Origin of the sequence: [Flexibacter] sp. ATCC 35208, assembly GCF_001975825.1 — a bacterium.
Lineage (GTDB): Bacteria > Bacteroidota > Bacteroidia > Chitinophagales > Chitinophagaceae > Chitinophaga.
The window spans coordinates 1-18102 of the sequence record NZ_MTKN01000095.1; the positions used below are offsets into that span (position 1 = coordinate 1).

Below are 18102 nucleotides of genomic sequence, written 5' to 3' on the forward strand. Positions count from 1 at the left end.
GTTTTACTGGTGCATCTCAGATAGCCTTATTCCTGGTCATTGAATGGTTGGGGAGGGAACAACCATATGCTATTGCAGGTATTAATTTACAATGGTCCAGACCTGTACGGTGGTCGTTTTACTTCATGATCATTTTTACTATCGCCATCTTTAAAGGTTCTCCTCAACAGTTCATTTATTTCCAGTTTTAGTATGAAAAAGTTTATTGCCAGATTTATATTATTCTCAGCAATCGCTGCATTGTTAATAGCTGCTTTGAGCGCGAATTATGCAAAGTCAGCAGATGGTAATTTTGTGAGTGTGATCCGGTTAAAACATGAAAGACTGAACAGTTTTAAAGGCCCAAGGGTCATGTTTGCCGGTGGATCAAATGTTGCCTATGGGATAGACAGCAGGGAAATTGAAGATTCTATCAAATTACCTGTTACAAATCTTGCAATCCATGCCGGATTGGGGTTAGACTTTATGCTTTCTGAACTGAAGCACAGTGCGCGAAGAGGTGATTTCATTTTTCTTTCTCCGGAATATTACCTGGATGAAGGTCGTTATAAGTTGGATGAAGAAGCGGCTGACAGTTATCCCGAGGCCCGGAAATACCTTAGAACCCTTGCTATAAAGGATTTCCCAACCTTTATCGACAACATCATTGAACAGTTAAAGACCAACAAGGATTACTTATTTGATAAGATTTCGAAAAAAATATTTGGCGCTAAAAAAGAGACAACACTCGCCTCCATTACTTCATTTAATGAATATGGTGATGTTGTTGCACACCTGAATCGTCCGGCACCTACTATCATTAAGGACAAAAAAGCATTTGTATATAAATATTGGGACGGTATTCAAAAAATAAACGAATTGGCTCAATATGCCAGTGAAAATGGCATACATCTTTATTTCGTGTTTCCTACTTATTCCAGGAACGCTTATAATATCAATAAAGCCGTCATTAAAAAGTACCAGAACGACCTGGTGCAAAATCTGAAGGTGAAAGTCATCAACTCTCCGGAAGATTTTGTTTATGATGACAGTGAATATTATGACACGGTATATCACCTGAGAAAAAATGCCAGAGAGTGGCGGACACAAAAGCTGATATCTATTATCAAGCCATATACAACGCTGTAATAGCTGCGATATTCTGGTAGTATCAATTTTCTTTAAAAAATCACCCGAATCACCTGTGCAGTTGCCTACGGCAATTGCACAGGTGATTCGGTAAGGGCCTGCGGCCGGCCAGACTAAATCCAAAATGATACACTACTGCTATTTCCTGTATTGATAAAAGATTCCTTTGTCAAAAGGCGTCCAGAGACAGGCACGTTGACCACAGGCTTTGAGGCCGCTGTTCGCCCAGGTATTGCAGGTATGGAACAGGCTGTAACTTCCTTTAGCTTCGTAGAATGCATCAGTGCGGCCATAGTTCGCATTCGTAACAATGTTCATAATCTGCCCCTTGTCATCTCTCCTGAAACTTTGCTGGATGTAGGCAACCAGTCTTGCGTATCTGGCGCTGTCAATGCTGGTGCGGATACAATCTTTTCCTTCACGCAGACTTTTGTAAAAGGTAGCATGAATGGCAGCGGTGCTTAGCCCGGTAGCGGCTTTGAAGGCCGTACTGAACTTCAGGTCTGCCCAGGTAGGCGTTTCGAGGTAAAAGCCTTTATCTCCCCAGCCAAAAGCGATCCATTCAGCAGTGGTGTCTTTGCCAATGGTATTGGCGAAGAGTACACTTTTGCTCCAGTCGATCTGTTCGTTTCTGACAGGGATAACAAGGTCAGTATGTACACCGTTTGTGAGGATGTACATCGGTATATTGTTATGCTCTGATGGCTCGGCTGCAACCGTGATGCGGGAAAGCCCCCAGGCCGATAAGAGATAGATGCAAACGAGTACAATAGGTGTAAGGATCGTAAATAATGCTATTCTCAGTACTTTCTTTATCATAATTTGGAGTTGTCTTCCAATATTTTCCTCTCTTTTTTGGTGAGACTGCGGAGGCCATTTCTATGGATCTTTTCCAGCAGACCATCTATTTCCTGTTCTCTTATTACCTTGGCAGAGTTGTACCTATCCTCGATGGTGAGGTCACCTTTGTGATGACGTTTGAAATACAGGTTATCCACCAGCAGCAGGTGCGGATGCCTGATAACCATGTAGATAATAAATATGCCCGGCAGGAGTATTAATAATATAGTACCGTAATTATATATTACTGCCAGTGGCTGGAACAACAAGGCGGTGAGCATGCCGACCATGGCGCCGCCAAGGTGTGCATCGTGCCCGATATTGTCACGCTGGGAACGGATACCGTAGATGGAATACAATACGTAGCAAATGCCAAAGAGCCAGCCAGGTACATGAAAAGGAAGGAATAACAATCCTATGTGTACGCCGGGTTCAATGGCGATGGAGGCGAAGAGGATGCCGCTGACAGCACCGGAGGCACCAATGGCGGTATAATCGCCGTGGTGACGGTGAAGGAAGAGCGAAAGTAGATTCCCTCCTATCAGACTGGCTAAATATATGGTAAGGTATGCCTCATTGCTGAGAAAGTATTCTAAACTGGTACTGAAGAAAAATAAGGCCAGCATGTTCAGGAAAAGATGCGTTTTATTGGCGTGGAGGAAACCAGCGCTGATAATACGGTCGTATTGTCTGTAAAGAAGGATGCCGTCTACATCGAAGGCGTAGCGGGCAAAGAAGGAAGGGTCCCTGAATCCTTTGAACGAGACGATGATATTAACAATGATAATTAACAAACAGGTAAGTCCGATTGTCCCCATTTTTGCGGTATTGAGATAATGATAAAATTACGAAATTTTCGGGAAAAGACACGGATGCCACAGGCAACAACGTCTTTTTCCGGTGGGAGCCCTGCGGCCGGCCGTCGAAGAGGTTTATGTTTGCTAGGGCCGAAGAGGTTCATGCTTTCTACAGCCGAGGAGGTTTATGCTTGCTACAGCCGAAGAGGTTTATGTTTGCTACCGCCGGAGAAGTTTATGCTTGCTACCGCCGAAGAGGTCTATGCTTGCTACAGCCGAAGAGGTTTATGTTTGCTTCGGCTGGCGAAGAATTATTTTTGTATTATTAACCTAAATTTACCGCCATGATAACTACCCAACCACAACCAGGAGAATTCGTTGATTATCAAATGAATTATATTAAACAGGTGGGCGATGCACCTGTACAGCAGGTAATACTTGAACTGAAAAACAAGGGATATGAGTTTTATACCAGTATTCCAGAGGAAAAAGGCGCCTATGCCTATGCACCGGGCAAGTGGAACGTGAAGGAAGTTTTAGGCCACATTATCGATACGGAAAGGATCTTTGGCTACCGCCTGCTGGCATTTATCAGGGGAGAAAAACAAGGATTACCCGGGTTTGAGCAGGATGATTATGTCGCACTGTCTGATGCAAATGCAAGAACAATAAAGGACCTTGCAGAAGAAATGAAAGCGGTGAGAACAGCGAATTATTTCATTGTGAGAAATCTCACTGAAGAACAGGGAGCAATAAAAGGCACCTCCGCCGGTAACCCGATTTCAGTAAGAACGATCCTGTATATTATGGCCGGTCATGAACTGCACCATATGCAAATTCTGAAAGAAAGATATTTATAAACAAAAAAGGGCGCATGAATTAAATCAGCGCCCTTTTTTGAAAATAGATTTCATGCCCGTTGGAGAATTCCCGTTTTCATGAATGCTTTATAACTTAAAGAAGATGTTGCGTTTGTATAACCAATAACACAATCCCCATTCTAACCCCAACGTCACAAAAGCTGATAATACTTTTATCGGAACAAAAATAGCCACTACCCCATTCAACCACTGTCCACCCACCGTTTCAAAGAAGAGGTAAATGAAGATCGCATTCATACCTACTACCACTGCTACCCATGTATATTTGCTATGCTCATTAATATCTATCCACCAATACAGGAATGCTAAGATCAATAATATCCATCCTACTGATGCTAATACAAATCCGGCTGTAGCAATTCTCTTAATGATCGGAGACAGTTCAAACCAGTCTGCTGCAAAGCCCAGTATTAATCCTATTAAACCCGCGACGATTAAAATCATTGTCTTCTGCCCACCCGTGCGGGAGGTGGTTAACAACTTACCAGCCGCCATGCCCCACAAAGTATGTGCTGCCGTCGGAATGATATTGATCGCCACCCAGCCATCTGTATTTATTTTACCCATCAATACCGTATCCATGTATGCACCAAAATTGTGGTACTCTACAAACGGCTGTTCAAAACCCGGTACCAGGATCGTTCTGTACAATACATCATTGAGCATAATTAACAGGAACCCTACGATGATCTGTACCGTGAATGAATTACGGATAAACAAATAAGCAATGATACTCGTAAATGCCAGTTGTGTCAATACATTCCACAACTCCCACACCGGCCTGCCCGCATAAATGCAATGCAAACCCACACCACAGATAAACAACTTCAGACTTCGTATTAATATATGTTTGAAGTTCTGTGCCCAACTTACCCCCTTCCGCAATTTGCTTTCATAAGAAATATACATCGCTGTTCCCGCCATAAACATAAACGCCGGCTGTACCAGGTCCCAGAAATGCAACCCATGCCATGGATGATGAAAAAACTGTGCTATAAAGGCATTCGGCAATACCTCATGCAAACTATCATACACCCTGCAGCTCTCTCCTGCCAACAGGATCATGATGATACCCCGCATTACATCAAGTGATAATAAACGTCCGGAAGATTTTATCATATTATTGGATTGTGATCTTATGATTCAGGTTGTTGTAACCAGTCGTAGACTCCCATACATTTTCATTCGCCAGTCGAATACTATAAGCCGGCATATTGCGCAGCGAATTATAACCATCCGGTAAGTTCAGCAATACTTCATATGTGCCCGCTGCTATACCTGCAGGTAATTTAAAGGACTGTCTTAAAGTTACATCACCCGTCAGCCATTTACGCACCTCTGTCGTGAATGTCAATGTATCTGTTTTCTTACTCTCTGTATTGCGCAACAACAATTGTACTGGCCGTGGATTGTAAGGTGCTGCATAACCCACATTCTGTAAATGTATGGTAACTGACAGCGAATCGGTAGTAGCTAATTTAGTTGGTAAGATAGCATCTTTCAACAACAGTCTGTATCCCAGTTTACGCTTGATATTATCTAAACATCCACCTGTTTGCCAGTCGTTATTCACATCTGCATTGTAATCAGCATTTAAGAAACTATAATGCATATCACTAAACTCCTGCTCTGCATGTCCTGAAGGTTCACAATCATTCTGCGGACTATAAGCATCGCTACAGGTCTCCCCCCCTACTACCACATACTTACTATCCATTGAGGTGTAATTCCGCATGGCTGTCGTTGCTTCTACCGGTGCGGATGAAGAACTGCCATAATCTGCAAAGGTGCCGTAATCATTTGCACTGGACAGGAAGCAGTCATTGTGAAAACCAATCCTTGCCTTGTCGGTGCCTGTCGCAGCTTCATCTGCCGTCATGGCACTGGAAGTCGGTAAAGCACTTACCCCATACACAAATTTCTGCTTTAACTGTGGCAAACGGATCTGCACCATTCTATCTGCAGGCAATGCATCCAGCATCGCTTTCAACACGTCTGATCTATCTGTCCAGTTATTATCCAGCAATTGCTTTTGCCCGTTGGAAGAAGCATCTCCAAAATAATCGGTATAAAAGTTCTCTCCCCACACTCCTATAAAACCTAACTGTACAGTGGCGATCACATCGGCATTTGCCTGTAATATTGGTTTTAACTGGCTGATATGATTCAATACCACACTCTTAGGCGCATCGCCATAAGGGGTACAGATCCAGCTTTCCGGACAACTACCTGCTGTTACACTAATCGTATAAGTAAACCTTGGTATCAGTTTCACACCTGCAGCACGCGCAGTTGCGAAGTCTTTACTAAGATTCGTCAGAAATGTAGCAGGTAATGATTTACCTGTATACCCCGTCATAATAAAATACCGGAACACCAATGTGCTCATCACACTAAAACTACCGCCTGAAGGTGTCGCACCACTCTTGTAAGTAGCCAGCGTAGCAGCATCCAGTGCCGTAAAGTTATCCACAGTCGTCTCAGAATATCTATAAAAACCTCTTTCAGGATTCGGAAAATCTTCAGTACTCGCAGTATAGGTGATTGTCGTACTGTCTTTACCCACAGTATTATCTCCGCCGCTGGTCTTATCACAAGCTACAGCCAACAATATAAATGGGAATAATAAGCGTATCGCCCTCATGAAATTATCTTTAATGTTAAACAAAAAGGGCAGGTCATGCAATGTATTGCCTCCCTGCCCCCTTTTACCAGCTACGGCAAAAATTTATTCAAATGTGACTAAGACAGATGATTGCTTACCACCCGGTAAATCGCCCAGGGTAGCCGACCAATCACTCTTTGTCGCTTCGATACCAATTCTGAAGGCTGTGGTTGCAGCCAGACCTTTGAGTTTGGAACGGGACAACCGCATTTCAAACTTAAAGGTACTCCCATCCTGCGCGGTAGCACCTGTGGTATAAAACTCGGATGCACCTGAGGATGACCATGAAAATGCCTGCTGCGTGGCTCCTGCAAAGTTGAAAGCATCTAACCAACTCCCAAATACTGACCCTTCTAACAATACATCATAACCACCATCCGGGAAGGTACCAGTCAGTAAACCAGTGCCGCTGTTATTATCTGTATCCATGTAGAAGTCGTAAATGTTGCCGGAATTCGCCACTGCATTTACTTCTAAATATATGTATATATAGTTCGCATCATAGTCAAACTTCGCTTTCTTAAAGTAGGTTTCTGATGCAGGCGGTGTAACTACATAGGTAGAAATTGTATCCCAGTCTGACAATGTATTATCATCCAGTTTTACAGGCGATGTCTTAGCTATGTTAATCACTGTTGATCCCTCGCTCACCTTACCTCCCTGTGTATATGCATACAAGGTAGGTACATACTTCCCTTTGCCGGGATACGTGTGCACCGGGCTTGCTTCTGTGGAGGAATCACCATCACCAAAATCCCATTTGTAGGAAGTGGCACCCGTTGTTTGATTGGTAAAGGTAACGTTGTTCCCGTCTACCGCTACTGCATAAAACACATCGGCGGTGGGGGTACTATCATCTTTCTTACAGGCTCCTGCTACTACCAGCAGTATCAGGGCTATCACGATATATTTATTGAAACGCATGATATACGGCTTTAAGTGTTAAGGATTCTGTGTGCACAATGTATTTGTCTGCATCTCATCTATCGGAATATAATAGATGGTTTTGGTATTGTCCCAGTTGATGATCATGTTATCATAATTGGTAGGCAATACTGACAGATTGATATCGGATTCTTTCAGACCCGGCAGGTGATACCCCCAGTAAGTACGGTTCAGTGACAACTTATTACGATATACATCAAATGTACGGTGACCTTCGAATGCCAGTTCTATACGTCTTTCTTTCAACACTACATCCAGGATAGTTTTCCCTGTAGGTACAGCAGTATACTGTGCATCTTCCAGACCACGGTTTTTACGGATCGTGTTCACATCATCCAGTGCTGCAGCTGTATTGCCAGCCTTCGCTTCGGCCTCTGCCCTGTTCAGGTACATTTCTGCCAGACGGAACAGAATAGGAGAACTTAAGGTTGGACTATTACCCTGACCGGAGAATTTGGAGATCATGTACATTTCAATACCATTCTTTTTAGAAACATTTCCATCTGCATCTGTGAACGGCACGATGTAATCCCAGCGTACATCTTCAGGATGGTCTGCCATGGTATCTCTCAAAGAAGTGGTGGCAAATTCCTCACCCCAGCCGGATGTACCATCTGTGTAGATCATAGATGCAATAGACGCTTTTTTATAATCGTCATTTGTCGTGAAAGCTACACAGAAAATGGTCTCTGTACTGGAAGTTGCATTTGCAAACATAGAAGGGAATCCTGATGCCGTTTCCAGTGTAAAGCGGCCTGAATTGATCACCTGGTTCGCATAATATGTAGTGCTGTCCGTATTATCTTCGTAGAGGAATACTCTTGACAACAGTGCATATGCCGCTTCTTTGGAAGCATATTGTACTCCACGTGATGTGTTCATCAGGCTAGCTCCCATTTCTGCATCGGAAATGATCTGTGCATATGTTTCTGCCACCGTTGACCTGGCTTTGGATGACGGTTCACTGGTAGAAGTCCGCAATATCACACCTGCGGAAGATGGATCCTGTGTATATGGTTTTGCATAAAAACGCGCCAGTCCGAGGGTCGCCCATGCACGCAGGAAGTAACATTCTCCAATCATCTGCTTCACCTCATCACTCGGATTGTCGATAGCTGATGCCGCTTCAAGCACGGTATTAGCATCACTAATGATCTTGTAAGACACATACCAGAAAAAACGGCTGTTCGTCTGGGTAGGGGTATGCGCCAGTGAAAAACTATAGTAAAAAGCATCTGTAGTAGTCTGCCCACATACAATGTCATCGCTGGCAAAATCATTCATCTGAAAATACTGGCGCAGGTACATATTGTTATCATCCGAACCACCGGCAAAATCCATGTGGTCCTTGAATAAAGCATAGGCTCCGTTTAGCGCATTTTTCATACCAGTTACAGTACTGGTCAGATCTTCTGTAGTGAGTGCATCACTTGGACTCACATCTTTCAGACAGCTGGCCAGAAAGACGGGTAATGTAAGTATGATAAAGAAAAATCTTGTTCTCATGGCCTGATAGTTTTTAACTAAAACCTGATGTTGATGTTAAACAGAAACTGGCGGTTGTTAGGATATTTGAAATCCGAAACACCCGGCATCACATAAGCACTGGAAGTGATGGATGTATTTGGATCCTGACCCAGGAACTTTGTAAACGTATAAACATTATCTGCTGTCAGGGATACCGTCACATCATTCAACAACCATTTTTTTACCAATGATTTAGGCAACTGATAAGCCAGTGCAATATTGCGGATAGACAGGAAGCTACCATCCTTCAGGAAACGGGTAGATGTTTCTGTAGAATTAGCCGCATTCTGTGGACTGGGTTCTGTCGCTACATCTCCTGGCTTAGTCCAGATCTTGTAACTGGATGGCAGCACAATCTGGTTGTAGTAAGGTTCATTACCATCATTTTCTACAAAGCGCAGAGAATTACTGAATACTTTGTTGCCAGTAATGAAATAAGTGTTCACACTCAGGCTGAAGCCTTTGTATTTCCAGGTAGAAGACAGCCCCCCCTGCAGCTTAGGCAGCGCAGAACCTACTTCCTGATAAGTAGCGCTGGCATAGTCTGAAGTCGCTTCGCGGGAAGTTACTTTACCATTTGCATCATAGTTCACTACTTCCCACTGTGGTGCACCTGTTTCTTTGTTTACACCCAACCACTTAGGCATATAGAATTCATACAGGTTACCATCGTTGCGATAGATCTGTGAGATACTCCAGGTAGATTGTGTGCGGGTAATGCTGCTAGGCAACTGGCGCAGTTTATTGGTATTGACGTTGATGCTGAAATCTGTGCTCCATTCAAAATCTTTTGAACGGATATTCACAGAATTGATGCCCAGTTCAATACCATTGTTCACCACCTGACCTACGTTTTCCCAACGTTGTTCAAAACCAACTGACAACGGCTGAGATACCTGCAGCAGGAGGTTTTTAGTGATATTATTATAAGCATCGGCAGTGATGTTCAGGCGATTGTTGAGCACACTCAGGTCCACTCCTACGTTGATCTGCTGCTTGCTTTCCCATGTCAGGTTCGGACTTGGCAACTGTGATGGCGTTGCTGCGGTAGAACCATTATACTGACTGCTCAGCGAGTAGAGACCCAGGTAACGGGAAGAACCTATATCCTGTGTACCTGTTACACCGTAGCTGGCTCTCAGTTTCAGGTTATTCACAAATCTGGTATCCTTCATGAAATCTTCATTGCTGATAACCCAACCGGCAGATACTGCAGGGAAGGAACCATAACGCTTATTGGAAGGGAATGCAGTAGATCCATCTATACGGAAAGATCCTGTCAGGAAGTACTTCTCTTTGTAACCATAACTCACCTGTGAGATCAGTGACTGGATGATAGACTGATCTGAGGAGCCATATACCATCTGTGTGTTAGACACCACATTCAATACCTGCAGACCTAAAGGTAATCCTCTACCTGATCCGCCCAGTACTTCTGTTTTGCTGTTTTCAATGGCCACACCAGCTAAACCAGTCAGGGAGTGATCACCAAATCTGAATTTGAACTTCAGGAGGTCATTTGAAACCAGACCATATCCAAGGGTACTGTATTCATAGAGATAGCCATCATTGTGATAAGCCACCGTTTCAGGAGAATAATAATCTTTCGATTTGGAATAGTTGACTGCACCACGGTTGCTGCTGGTAAAGGTTAACCATGGTGTGATGTTTACATTCAGTCCCAGGTCATAATTGACATCGAAACTTTTGTAAGGATGCGAAGAGTTCGCAACGGTATGTACAGGGTTTGTTTTATCCCGGGACCACCATTTGAATGTGGAGCTACCATCTACATATTTTGGAGATCCGTCGGCGTTATAGGGGTTATCCCATGGCATACCTAGATATGCATAATACACATCTTCATAGTTATAGGATTTACCACTGGTACCACTGATATTAATATTGTTGGTTACAGCCACATCTTTCGTGAAATGGTAGGTAGAGTTTGCACGCAGGTTTACACGCTGGTAACCTGTGTTCATGAATGTACCTTTTTCATTGTAGTAAGTGAGGGCTGTATAATAGTCATTCTTTTCGGTGCTACCGCTGGCAGCGATATAGATGTTCTGCATAGGCGCTGTGCTGAACATCGTATTTAACCAGCTGTAGTTCTGATCACGCAGGGTTTGCGGACGCTCACCGTAAAACTTGAGGATATCAATTTTATAGGAGTTGTTCGTAGTACCCGGAATGTAATCGCGGTAGTATTCTTTCTGGTGTTCATACAGTTGACTCCCAGTCATCATCTTCATCTTACCAAAGTCTGGTTTACGAAGACCTGTGGTCACTTTTGCTTCGAACTGTGTTTTGCCCAGTTTTGCTCTTTTGGTCGTTACGATGATGACACCTGCATTTGCCTGAGAACCATACATAGCAGTCGCACCTGCATCTTTCAGTACTGTTACGTTTTCCACATCGTTGGGATCGTAATTACCACCGATGATGCCATCTACTACCACCAGTGGGCTCTGAGAGGCATTGACAGAAGAAACGCCACGCAGTCTGATTTCGGAAGCAGCACCAGGTGCGCCTGAGCTATTTACAACCTGCAGACCAGCCACCTTACCCTGTAGCATACTACCGAGGTCATTGGTGGTCACGTCTTTCAGTTTCTCTGCGTTCACCACAGTCACCGCACTGGTCAGTTCACCTTTCTTTTTATCACTATAACCTACTACCACTACTTCGTTGAACTTCTTAGTATCTTCTTCCATCAGGATGTTGATACTGCCATGTACACCAGCAACCGGGTACTCTCTTGTAGCGAAGCCAATATTGCTGATGATCAATACATCAGATTTATTCAGATCACGGATGGTAAAACGACCCTCTCCATCAGATTGTGCACCTTTGCGGGAACCTTTTACCATGACAGTGGCACCGGGCAATGCAGCACCCTCTGCGGTAGTGACCCTGCCTGATACAGTAATAGTGGTATCAGCCATCGACACTTCGGGAACAGGCGCAATACGGGCTTTGTGAATCACGAAGCTGTTGCCTTCCAGAGAATAAGCAACCTGTTGATTTTTAAGGCATAGGTCGAGCACATCCTGTACATTGGCATCTTTGACCTGAAAAGATACAGGGATTGTATTCGACAATACCTTTTCAGAATAAACAATAGATACTCCTGTCTGAGTGATGATCTCAGCAAACACTTTTTGGAGCGGCGCTTCTTTTACCGTTAAGGTGACCTTCTGGGAATATCCTGCAGCACTAACGTGCAAACAGGTGACCAGAAGAGCTAGGGCGGTCAATTTCATAACCAGGCAAATTTTGGTTGATAGCCCGCGCACACAGCGGGCCATTACATTACAATCGAAATGCATACTTTTGTAGTGTTTGGTAGTACTTAAATGGTCTTACAGTGATTATTCAAGGAATGCCGGATAATTAAACCGGGGATGTTGCGAGCGTCTCCGGTTTTTAAATAGGTATCCCTTTTAGCGGCTGCTTTTTAGTATTCTTCTGCTGCTTTTAAATTTTGGTCTATACTAAATTTTGGTTCAGATACCTTTCGGTAATAAGCTTTAAATTTTGGTTTAATTGTTTACGGTAATACGATGACTTTTCTCCCTTCTAATTTTAAGTGATTATATCCGCTTGCTTCCAGCAAACGTAATACTGATGATAATTGCAGGTTTCTGCTGATTCCCCCTCCGTATAGTTCTGCGCTAGGTTTGGCAGTGTAAACAATCTCCACATCATACCAACGGGCGACTTCTCTAAGAATGGCTGGCAAAGCCGTGTTATTAAATACAAACACACCGTTTTTCCACGCGGTAACTTTTTTGATATCTGCGGGTCTGACTGTGATGGCATGATTATCATTGTCCATGACAGCCTGTTGACCGGGTTGCAGGGTTTGTAGTGTGTTTCCTTCTTTTACTCTGACACTACCGGAAATGAGGGTAGTATTGACGGTGGCTTCGTCGGCATAGGCCATGACATCGAATCCGGTACCCAGTACCTGTATTTCCATACTGTCCCTTTGTGTGGAAGGTACTTTTACGAGAAAAGGATGTGTGGCGTTGGGTGCTACTTCGAAATAACCCTGGCCTTCCAGTTGCACGACGCGGGTAGCGCCGGTGAAAGCGGTTGGATACCGGAGGGTGGTAGCTGAGTTGAGCCATACTTTAGTTCCGTCGGGTAATACGATCTGGAATTGTCCTCCCCTTGGGGTAGATAGCTTATTATAATGTACAGTACCTGAGTTTGTTTGTGCTGTGTATAGTAATTGTCCGTTTTGCTGTTTGATGGATTGGTTGCCCTGGTGAATAGTTTGGTTGCCGGCGCTGTCTAAAGTAACGACGGTACCGTCTGCCAGGGTAAGGGTGGCTTTGTTGGAGCCGGGTGTTATGATTTTTTCGATCTTGCTGGCGACAGGTAAAGGTTGTGGTTTACGGGTGTGGCCAAGGTACCAGAAGGCGGAGCCTGCCAGTAATAATAATACAGCTGCTGCTGCCAGGCGGCGGAAGTTGATGATCCGGCTGCGAGGGGGGATAAGCTGGCTGTATACGTTTTCGTAGTCTATGTCAGGAGCAGTAGACGCCGTATCAGCATAGCTGGCGAAGAGGCTGTTTAAGGTCTCTTCGTTTTGTTCGTTATTGATGTAGGTAAATAGCTCATCCAGCTCCTCGCGGGTGCAGGATCTATTCACATAACGACCCAACAAATATTGTATTCTTGGCTGATGCTCTGGCATATAATATAAAGACGTGTGAAAAATCGGGAAGGACCGTGAAAAGATAATAATTTTTTAAAAAAGGCAAAAAACATACTGCTGCTGCCAAAAAAACCGGGTTTTGCCTTCGGCAAAACCCGGTTTTTTTGAGGTGCCGAATCTGGAGCAGGCTGCAAGCCTGCTCCAGATTCGGCCGGCGACAAAGACGGTCACCAGCAAAGACGATTATCGGCAAAAGCCGTTATCAGCTGTAAAACAGTTATTATTTGAGCCAGAGGTTGACGGTGTTGGAGGGCGTTTCTAAGACTATTTTATAGAAAGAAGCATTTAAGGAATTTACATCTATCAGATCATTTACACCTTTTACATCTTTTACACCTTCTGCATCTTTCAAATCCTTTACATCCACCAATGCGTGTTCCTGTTTTAAAGGCACCACCTTTAATAATCTATACTCATCCTGACCTCCTGCCTTAAAATTATTTGTCGCTGCCACCCATATCTTCACATTGCCACTATCCTCCAGCGCTTTCCATTTCAAATCTATATTCCCCTGAATTAAATTTCCTGCAGCCTGGGCGATAGCCACTTTTCCGATAAGGGAAGTACCATCTACTTCGCGGGCTACAGAATCAGGTACATTGATTTGTAAATAACGGGCTATAGTAGGCATGATATCCACAATCCCGGGTTCGTAATATTTTGCATAATTATTCAACGGGCGATAACTGGTCACCATCCAGGTGCTACGCTGGCGAACGGATTGACCGCCATGATCACGACCTGTTTTTTCATCACGACCATGATCGGTAGTAATGACAATCATCCAGTCCTCGGCATAATTTTTCTGGCGATACAGGATCGCTTCCCATAACTTCCCCATCTGTGCATCCATCAGGCTCACCGCTTTGTAGAATTCAGGGCTATCGCCATGCATATGGCCCATATCGTCGGTATATTCAAGGTAAACCCAGCTGAGAGATGGCGCGTTCTTTTTGATACCTGCTACGGCTTCTGTGATCACCTTTTCATCGATAGCATGCATGAAATCGCGCTGCTTATCATGATGAAAATTGATGGTATCGAGTTCGAAACCATCTGCATGTAGGTCTACATATTCAGAAAGGGCGAGTTTTGTACGGTTATCTTCCCAGCTGGAATAAACCGCGGTTTGCTTGGTAGGATAAGCCTCTTTGAATAAGCGGAAGATGTTATGGTAGTGGTAATTCGGATCTTTGATATCATTGTCAGGTACATTGTGCTTATTCACCCAGGTCCCCGTGAGCAGGCTATTGTACCCTACAGCGGAAATGGTCGGGGTTTCGGAGTAGGTACTTTTTCCACCACCCACATGCATGCGGGTATAGGTACCGGCAGCAATGATCTTATCTATGTTGGGAGTGGCTACTTTCTCTATCACATCAGCAGGAATACCATCTGCAATGACAAATACCACTTTCTTTTCGCGTTTGGATTGTGCGCTGACTGTACCTGCCAGCAACAGACATATAAATAAATGTTTCATGCCCTAAAAATGGAAATTATTCAATGAATTGTATGTTAGCTTTTCATTAAGCATGTGAACAGGAGTACCCCCAGCGGACCTCCATAACGTGACAGGAACACACGGATATGCTTCAGGGTTTCTACCTGTAAATTCTTGACCCTGCTTTTTGACAAACCCAGCTTTGTGGCAATATCATCATGACTCAGCCCCTCTACCCTGCTGAGGCGGAAAATGGTCTGTTTCTGATCAGACAATTGTGCGAGGGCATTGAAAATGAGTTGCTGGCTCTCCCTGGCATCGAGTTGCAGGTCGAGGGCATCCGCCACTTCCGAGATATTGGCCCATACCTGGTCTACCAGTTGCTGCTGGCGGGCCACCTTGCGGAGGTGATCGACCGTTTTATTGCGCGCAATGATAAAGATGTAGTTGCCAATATGATCGATGGCTGGAAGCTGTTCCCGGCTGGTCCAGAGCTTGAGAAAGGTATCCTGAAGAATATCCTCGGCATCTACTGCCGAGTGGGTTAACTGGTATATAAACGCAGCTACCTGCCTGCTATGCCGGTCATATAACTGCCGGAAGGCACTTTCGTCCCCTTTCCGCAGTCGTTGTAGTAATTCCGTATCCGTGGTAGCCTGCATGCGTAAATAAACCCGACTATCGCTCCTTTAGCTGCTTTGAATTGATGTTATCCTGCTAAAAATAATTAAACTGAACCATTGTTTCAGTAATTTTATTCCCAATTTATTCCCTATATGCCCGAATCCCACTACCATTTTTCTGGAAAATTTGACTGAAAACCGCTTATTATAGCCAGCACACTGGCACTCATCGCCTGCATTGGCGGAGGGATTTTTTATAGTACTTCCATGAAACCAGGTGGATTTTCGGGCGGTTGGGCAGTCGCCCTTCTATTATTGGTAATATGGTTGTTCCTCGTATTTTACCTGTTCAGGCGCTTCAATCATAGCAGAAACATAAATGTGAATGCCGGGGTAGGCGTTGTTTTATGTGGAGTGACATGGCTGTTCGGTCATGGCGGATGGGAATCACTCGTACTGCTGCTCCCCCTGACCATGCTACTTTATTTGGATTACTACTGTGAGAAATGTGGGAAATACTATTCCAATAAAACCTTTTATGTACTAAATGCCGGAGAATATTACAAGCATGAGAAAAAACTTAATAAGGAAGCCCCTCCATTTAGCTTTTTGCCAAATATTAACTTTCAGAAATTACCAACCTATGGCCCGACCCAACCACAGGATATTATTAAGATCAGGTTTTCTTATTGCAAATCCTGCGGAAGCAATGCTATTGTAGATATCCATTCCTGCAAATGGACGAGATCTGCCAGTTCAAAGAACGCCGGACGTTCCAACGTAACCCAGCAGGAAACACTCGCTGACGCCGTTTACCTGGATGACACGACAGGTAAAAAGCTGTCGCTCCTGTCCATAGACTGAAGCGACAACTTAATAAATTAATACGCAGTCTCATCCGCGCCCTTATCCACTCTGCTATTCTGTATCCTGCTCTGTTTATCAATATCATACTCCTGGTAACCCAACACAAATGAAGGATCTCCCGCATTGATAGCCGGAGACGTACTGCTCAGGTGCAGATTCGTAGTGCTTACATAATTTGGATTGCCATAAGTAGAATGTGCATCCAACCCTGTTGCAGCTGTAAATGCCGCCAGTGAACCATACGTAGTACTGGTAGGATACCAGTCGAATGTAGCTGATGCTGAAGTACCTGACAGTCCATAATACAGGTTGTAATCACTCACCAGATTCGTAGATGAATACCCCCACAATGCAATGATCATGATATCGCTGGCGGAGTAAACAATATTATTCTTGATGGTGAGATAATCTGTATTCTGCAGACTAATCTCTCCACCCCAACCACCATCTGTATAGTTCTTATACAGGGAATTGTTCATGATGGTAGAATACGTCACCTTACTGTTAGCCTGGTTAGAACCAACAAGAATACCAGCATTCCTGCTGTTGTAAATGAAGTTGTCACGAATGTTGATGCCAGTAGCGGTGTAGTTATTGTTTTCACAACCGGCTGAGATACCTGCATAATTATTATAGCAGATATTGCCTTCGATGTTGATATACTTACCACCATCTACATAAATACCACCATTCAATGCAACAGGGGAAATACAGTTGTACACAATATTGTATTTCACATTCCCATTGCGGGCCATATTCACACTATCATTGGTATTTGCCCATGAATAGTGACCAGTCATATCAATACCGATGTTACGAATATGGTGTACCACATTGCTTTCGATGAGGAAGTTCTCCACATTCCCAGCCATGGTCAGCCCTTCGCTATACCCGGTATTACAACTGTAAATCTGGTTGCTGCCAATGTAGACCTTGTTGTAAGAGGCGAGTGCATCACCCCATACCATCAGCGGATTGGCATTGTCTGTAGAAGAAGGTACGGCCGTAGAATCGGTGGTCCAACCGATGTTGTAGATCTTACAACCTGTCACCTGGATGTCTGTACCACTCCCCTGGAAGAGAATACCTACAGCGCTGGAAGTAATGTTGTTCGCCACGGTAATGTTGTTGATCCGGACATGGCTTTTGGAAACCACGGCAATCATGGCTTTCTGATCACCGTTGGAAGCACTTACCCCATCCAGCACAACCGTACCACCATCATAGTTGGTAAGGGTAATGGGATGCGTGGAGTCTGCTCCTGAGTAAGGCCACCAGAGTTTTTCCTTGTAGGTACCGGCGGCAACCCAGATGGTGGCACCTGCGCCATCGGTGGTTTTCCAGAGTGCGGCCTGGATAGTCTTTAATGGCAAAGTGTCTGAGGTTCCTGCATTGGCATCACTCCCAGTGGTGCCATTTACATAAAAGTTCGTGACTGAGGACGTTGTCACGGCGGTGGTAGTGGTGTTCTTCAGCTTTTCTTCCACATCCTTTTTACAGGCAGAGAGAATCAGCAAGCCACTACAGGCAATCAAGAGGGTTTTTCTCATGGCAATTTAAAGTTTGGTTAACGGGTTTCGATTAATAAAGCTGCTTTCACTATAAAGACGATGGAGAGAATAGATAGGACCGCTAATTTCATAAAAAACCCTCATG

14 protein-coding genes and 1 pseudogene are annotated in these 18102 nt (G+C 44.2%); 4 read left to right on the forward strand and 11 right to left on the reverse strand.

Going from position 1 to position 18102, the window contains the following annotated elements; all coding sequences use genetic code 11:
• Positions 1-191 (forward strand): annotated as a pseudogene (locus BW716_RS37220) (MBOAT family protein); the annotation flags it as partial.
• A gap of 1 nt (position 192) precedes the next feature.
• A complete protein-coding gene (locus tag BW716_RS32220) occupies positions 193-1128 on the forward strand; it encodes a hypothetical protein (protein ID WP_083730170.1) in 936 nt (311 codons plus the stop codon).
• A gap of 138 nt (positions 1129-1266) precedes the next feature.
• On the opposite strand, the gene BW716_RS32225 is transcribed toward BW716_RS32220, so the two are convergent.
• Positions 1267-1947, reverse strand: a complete 681-nt coding sequence (locus BW716_RS32225) for a TIGR02117 family protein (RefSeq protein ID WP_179091368.1) — start codon at positions 1945-1947, stop codon at positions 1267-1269.
• Positions 1944-2786, reverse strand: coding sequence for a rhomboid family intramembrane serine protease (locus tag BW716_RS32230; protein WP_083730171.1), 843 nt, complete (start codon positions 2784-2786; stop codon positions 1944-1946). The genes BW716_RS32225 and BW716_RS32230 overlap by 4 nt, the downstream gene beginning before the upstream one ends.
• Before the next feature lie 323 nt (positions 2787-3109).
• Between BW716_RS32230 and BW716_RS32235 the strand changes: the two genes are divergently transcribed.
• A complete protein-coding gene (locus tag BW716_RS32235; protein WP_235643990.1) occupies positions 3110-3625 on the forward strand; it encodes a DinB family protein in 516 nt (171 codons plus the stop codon).
• A gap of 87 nt (positions 3626-3712) precedes the next feature.
• Here BW716_RS32235 and BW716_RS32240 read toward each other — a convergent pair whose 3' ends face one another.
• From BW716_RS32240 to BW716_RS32275, 8 genes are all read right to left on the reverse strand, one after another.
• Complete coding sequence (locus BW716_RS32240) at positions 3713-4765, reverse strand: acyltransferase family protein (RefSeq protein WP_179091369.1); 1053 nt, start codon at positions 4763-4765, stop codon at positions 3713-3715.
• A 1-nt stretch (position 4766) separates the two neighbouring features.
• Positions 4767-6290 (reverse strand): DUF4832 domain-containing protein, encoded by a 1524-nt coding sequence (locus BW716_RS32245; protein WP_083730172.1) that lies wholly within the window; start codon positions 6288-6290, stop codon positions 4767-4769.
• A gap of 84 nt (positions 6291-6374) precedes the next feature.
• Complete coding sequence (locus tag BW716_RS32250; RefSeq protein ID WP_083730173.1) at positions 6375-7235, reverse strand: PKD domain-containing protein; 861 nt, start codon at positions 7233-7235, stop codon at positions 6375-6377.
• A gap of 18 nt (positions 7236-7253) precedes the next feature.
• Positions 7254-8762 carry a RagB/SusD family nutrient uptake outer membrane protein gene (locus BW716_RS32255; protein WP_083730174.1) on the reverse strand — a complete coding sequence of 503 codons (1509 nt, stop codon included), beginning with the start codon at positions 8760-8762 and terminating at the stop codon, positions 7254-7256.
• 17 nt (positions 8763-8779) lie between these two features.
• Positions 8780-12049 carry a TonB-dependent receptor gene (locus BW716_RS32260; RefSeq protein WP_083730175.1) on the reverse strand — a complete coding sequence of 1090 codons (3270 nt, stop codon included), beginning with the start codon at positions 12047-12049 and terminating at the stop codon, positions 8780-8782.
• 287 nt (positions 12050-12336) lie between these two features.
• Complete coding sequence (locus tag BW716_RS32265; RefSeq protein ID WP_083730176.1) at positions 12337-13491, reverse strand: FecR family protein; 1155 nt, start codon at positions 13489-13491, stop codon at positions 12337-12339.
• Positions 13492-13732: 241 nt separating this feature from the next.
• Positions 13733-14995, reverse strand: a complete 1263-nt coding sequence (locus BW716_RS32270; RefSeq protein ID WP_083730177.1) for an alkaline phosphatase family protein — start codon at positions 14993-14995, stop codon at positions 13733-13735.
• A 35-nt stretch (positions 14996-15030) separates the two neighbouring features.
• Positions 15031-15618, reverse strand: coding sequence for an RNA polymerase sigma factor (locus BW716_RS32275; protein ID WP_083730178.1), 588 nt, complete (start codon positions 15616-15618; stop codon positions 15031-15033).
• 228 nt (positions 15619-15846) lie between these two features.
• On the opposite strand from BW716_RS32275, the gene BW716_RS32280 reads away from it, so the two are divergent.
• Positions 15847-16443 carry a hypothetical protein gene (locus BW716_RS32280; RefSeq protein ID WP_083730179.1) on the forward strand — a complete coding sequence of 199 codons (597 nt, stop codon included), beginning with the start codon at positions 15847-15849 and terminating at the stop codon, positions 16441-16443.
• Between the two features lie 17 nt (positions 16444-16460).
• On the opposite strand, the gene BW716_RS32285 is transcribed toward BW716_RS32280, so the two are convergent.
• Positions 16461-17996, reverse strand: a complete 1536-nt coding sequence (locus BW716_RS32285; protein ID WP_083730180.1) for a right-handed parallel beta-helix repeat-containing protein — start codon at positions 17994-17996, stop codon at positions 16461-16463.
• Between the last annotated feature and the right edge of the window lie 106 nt (positions 17997-18102).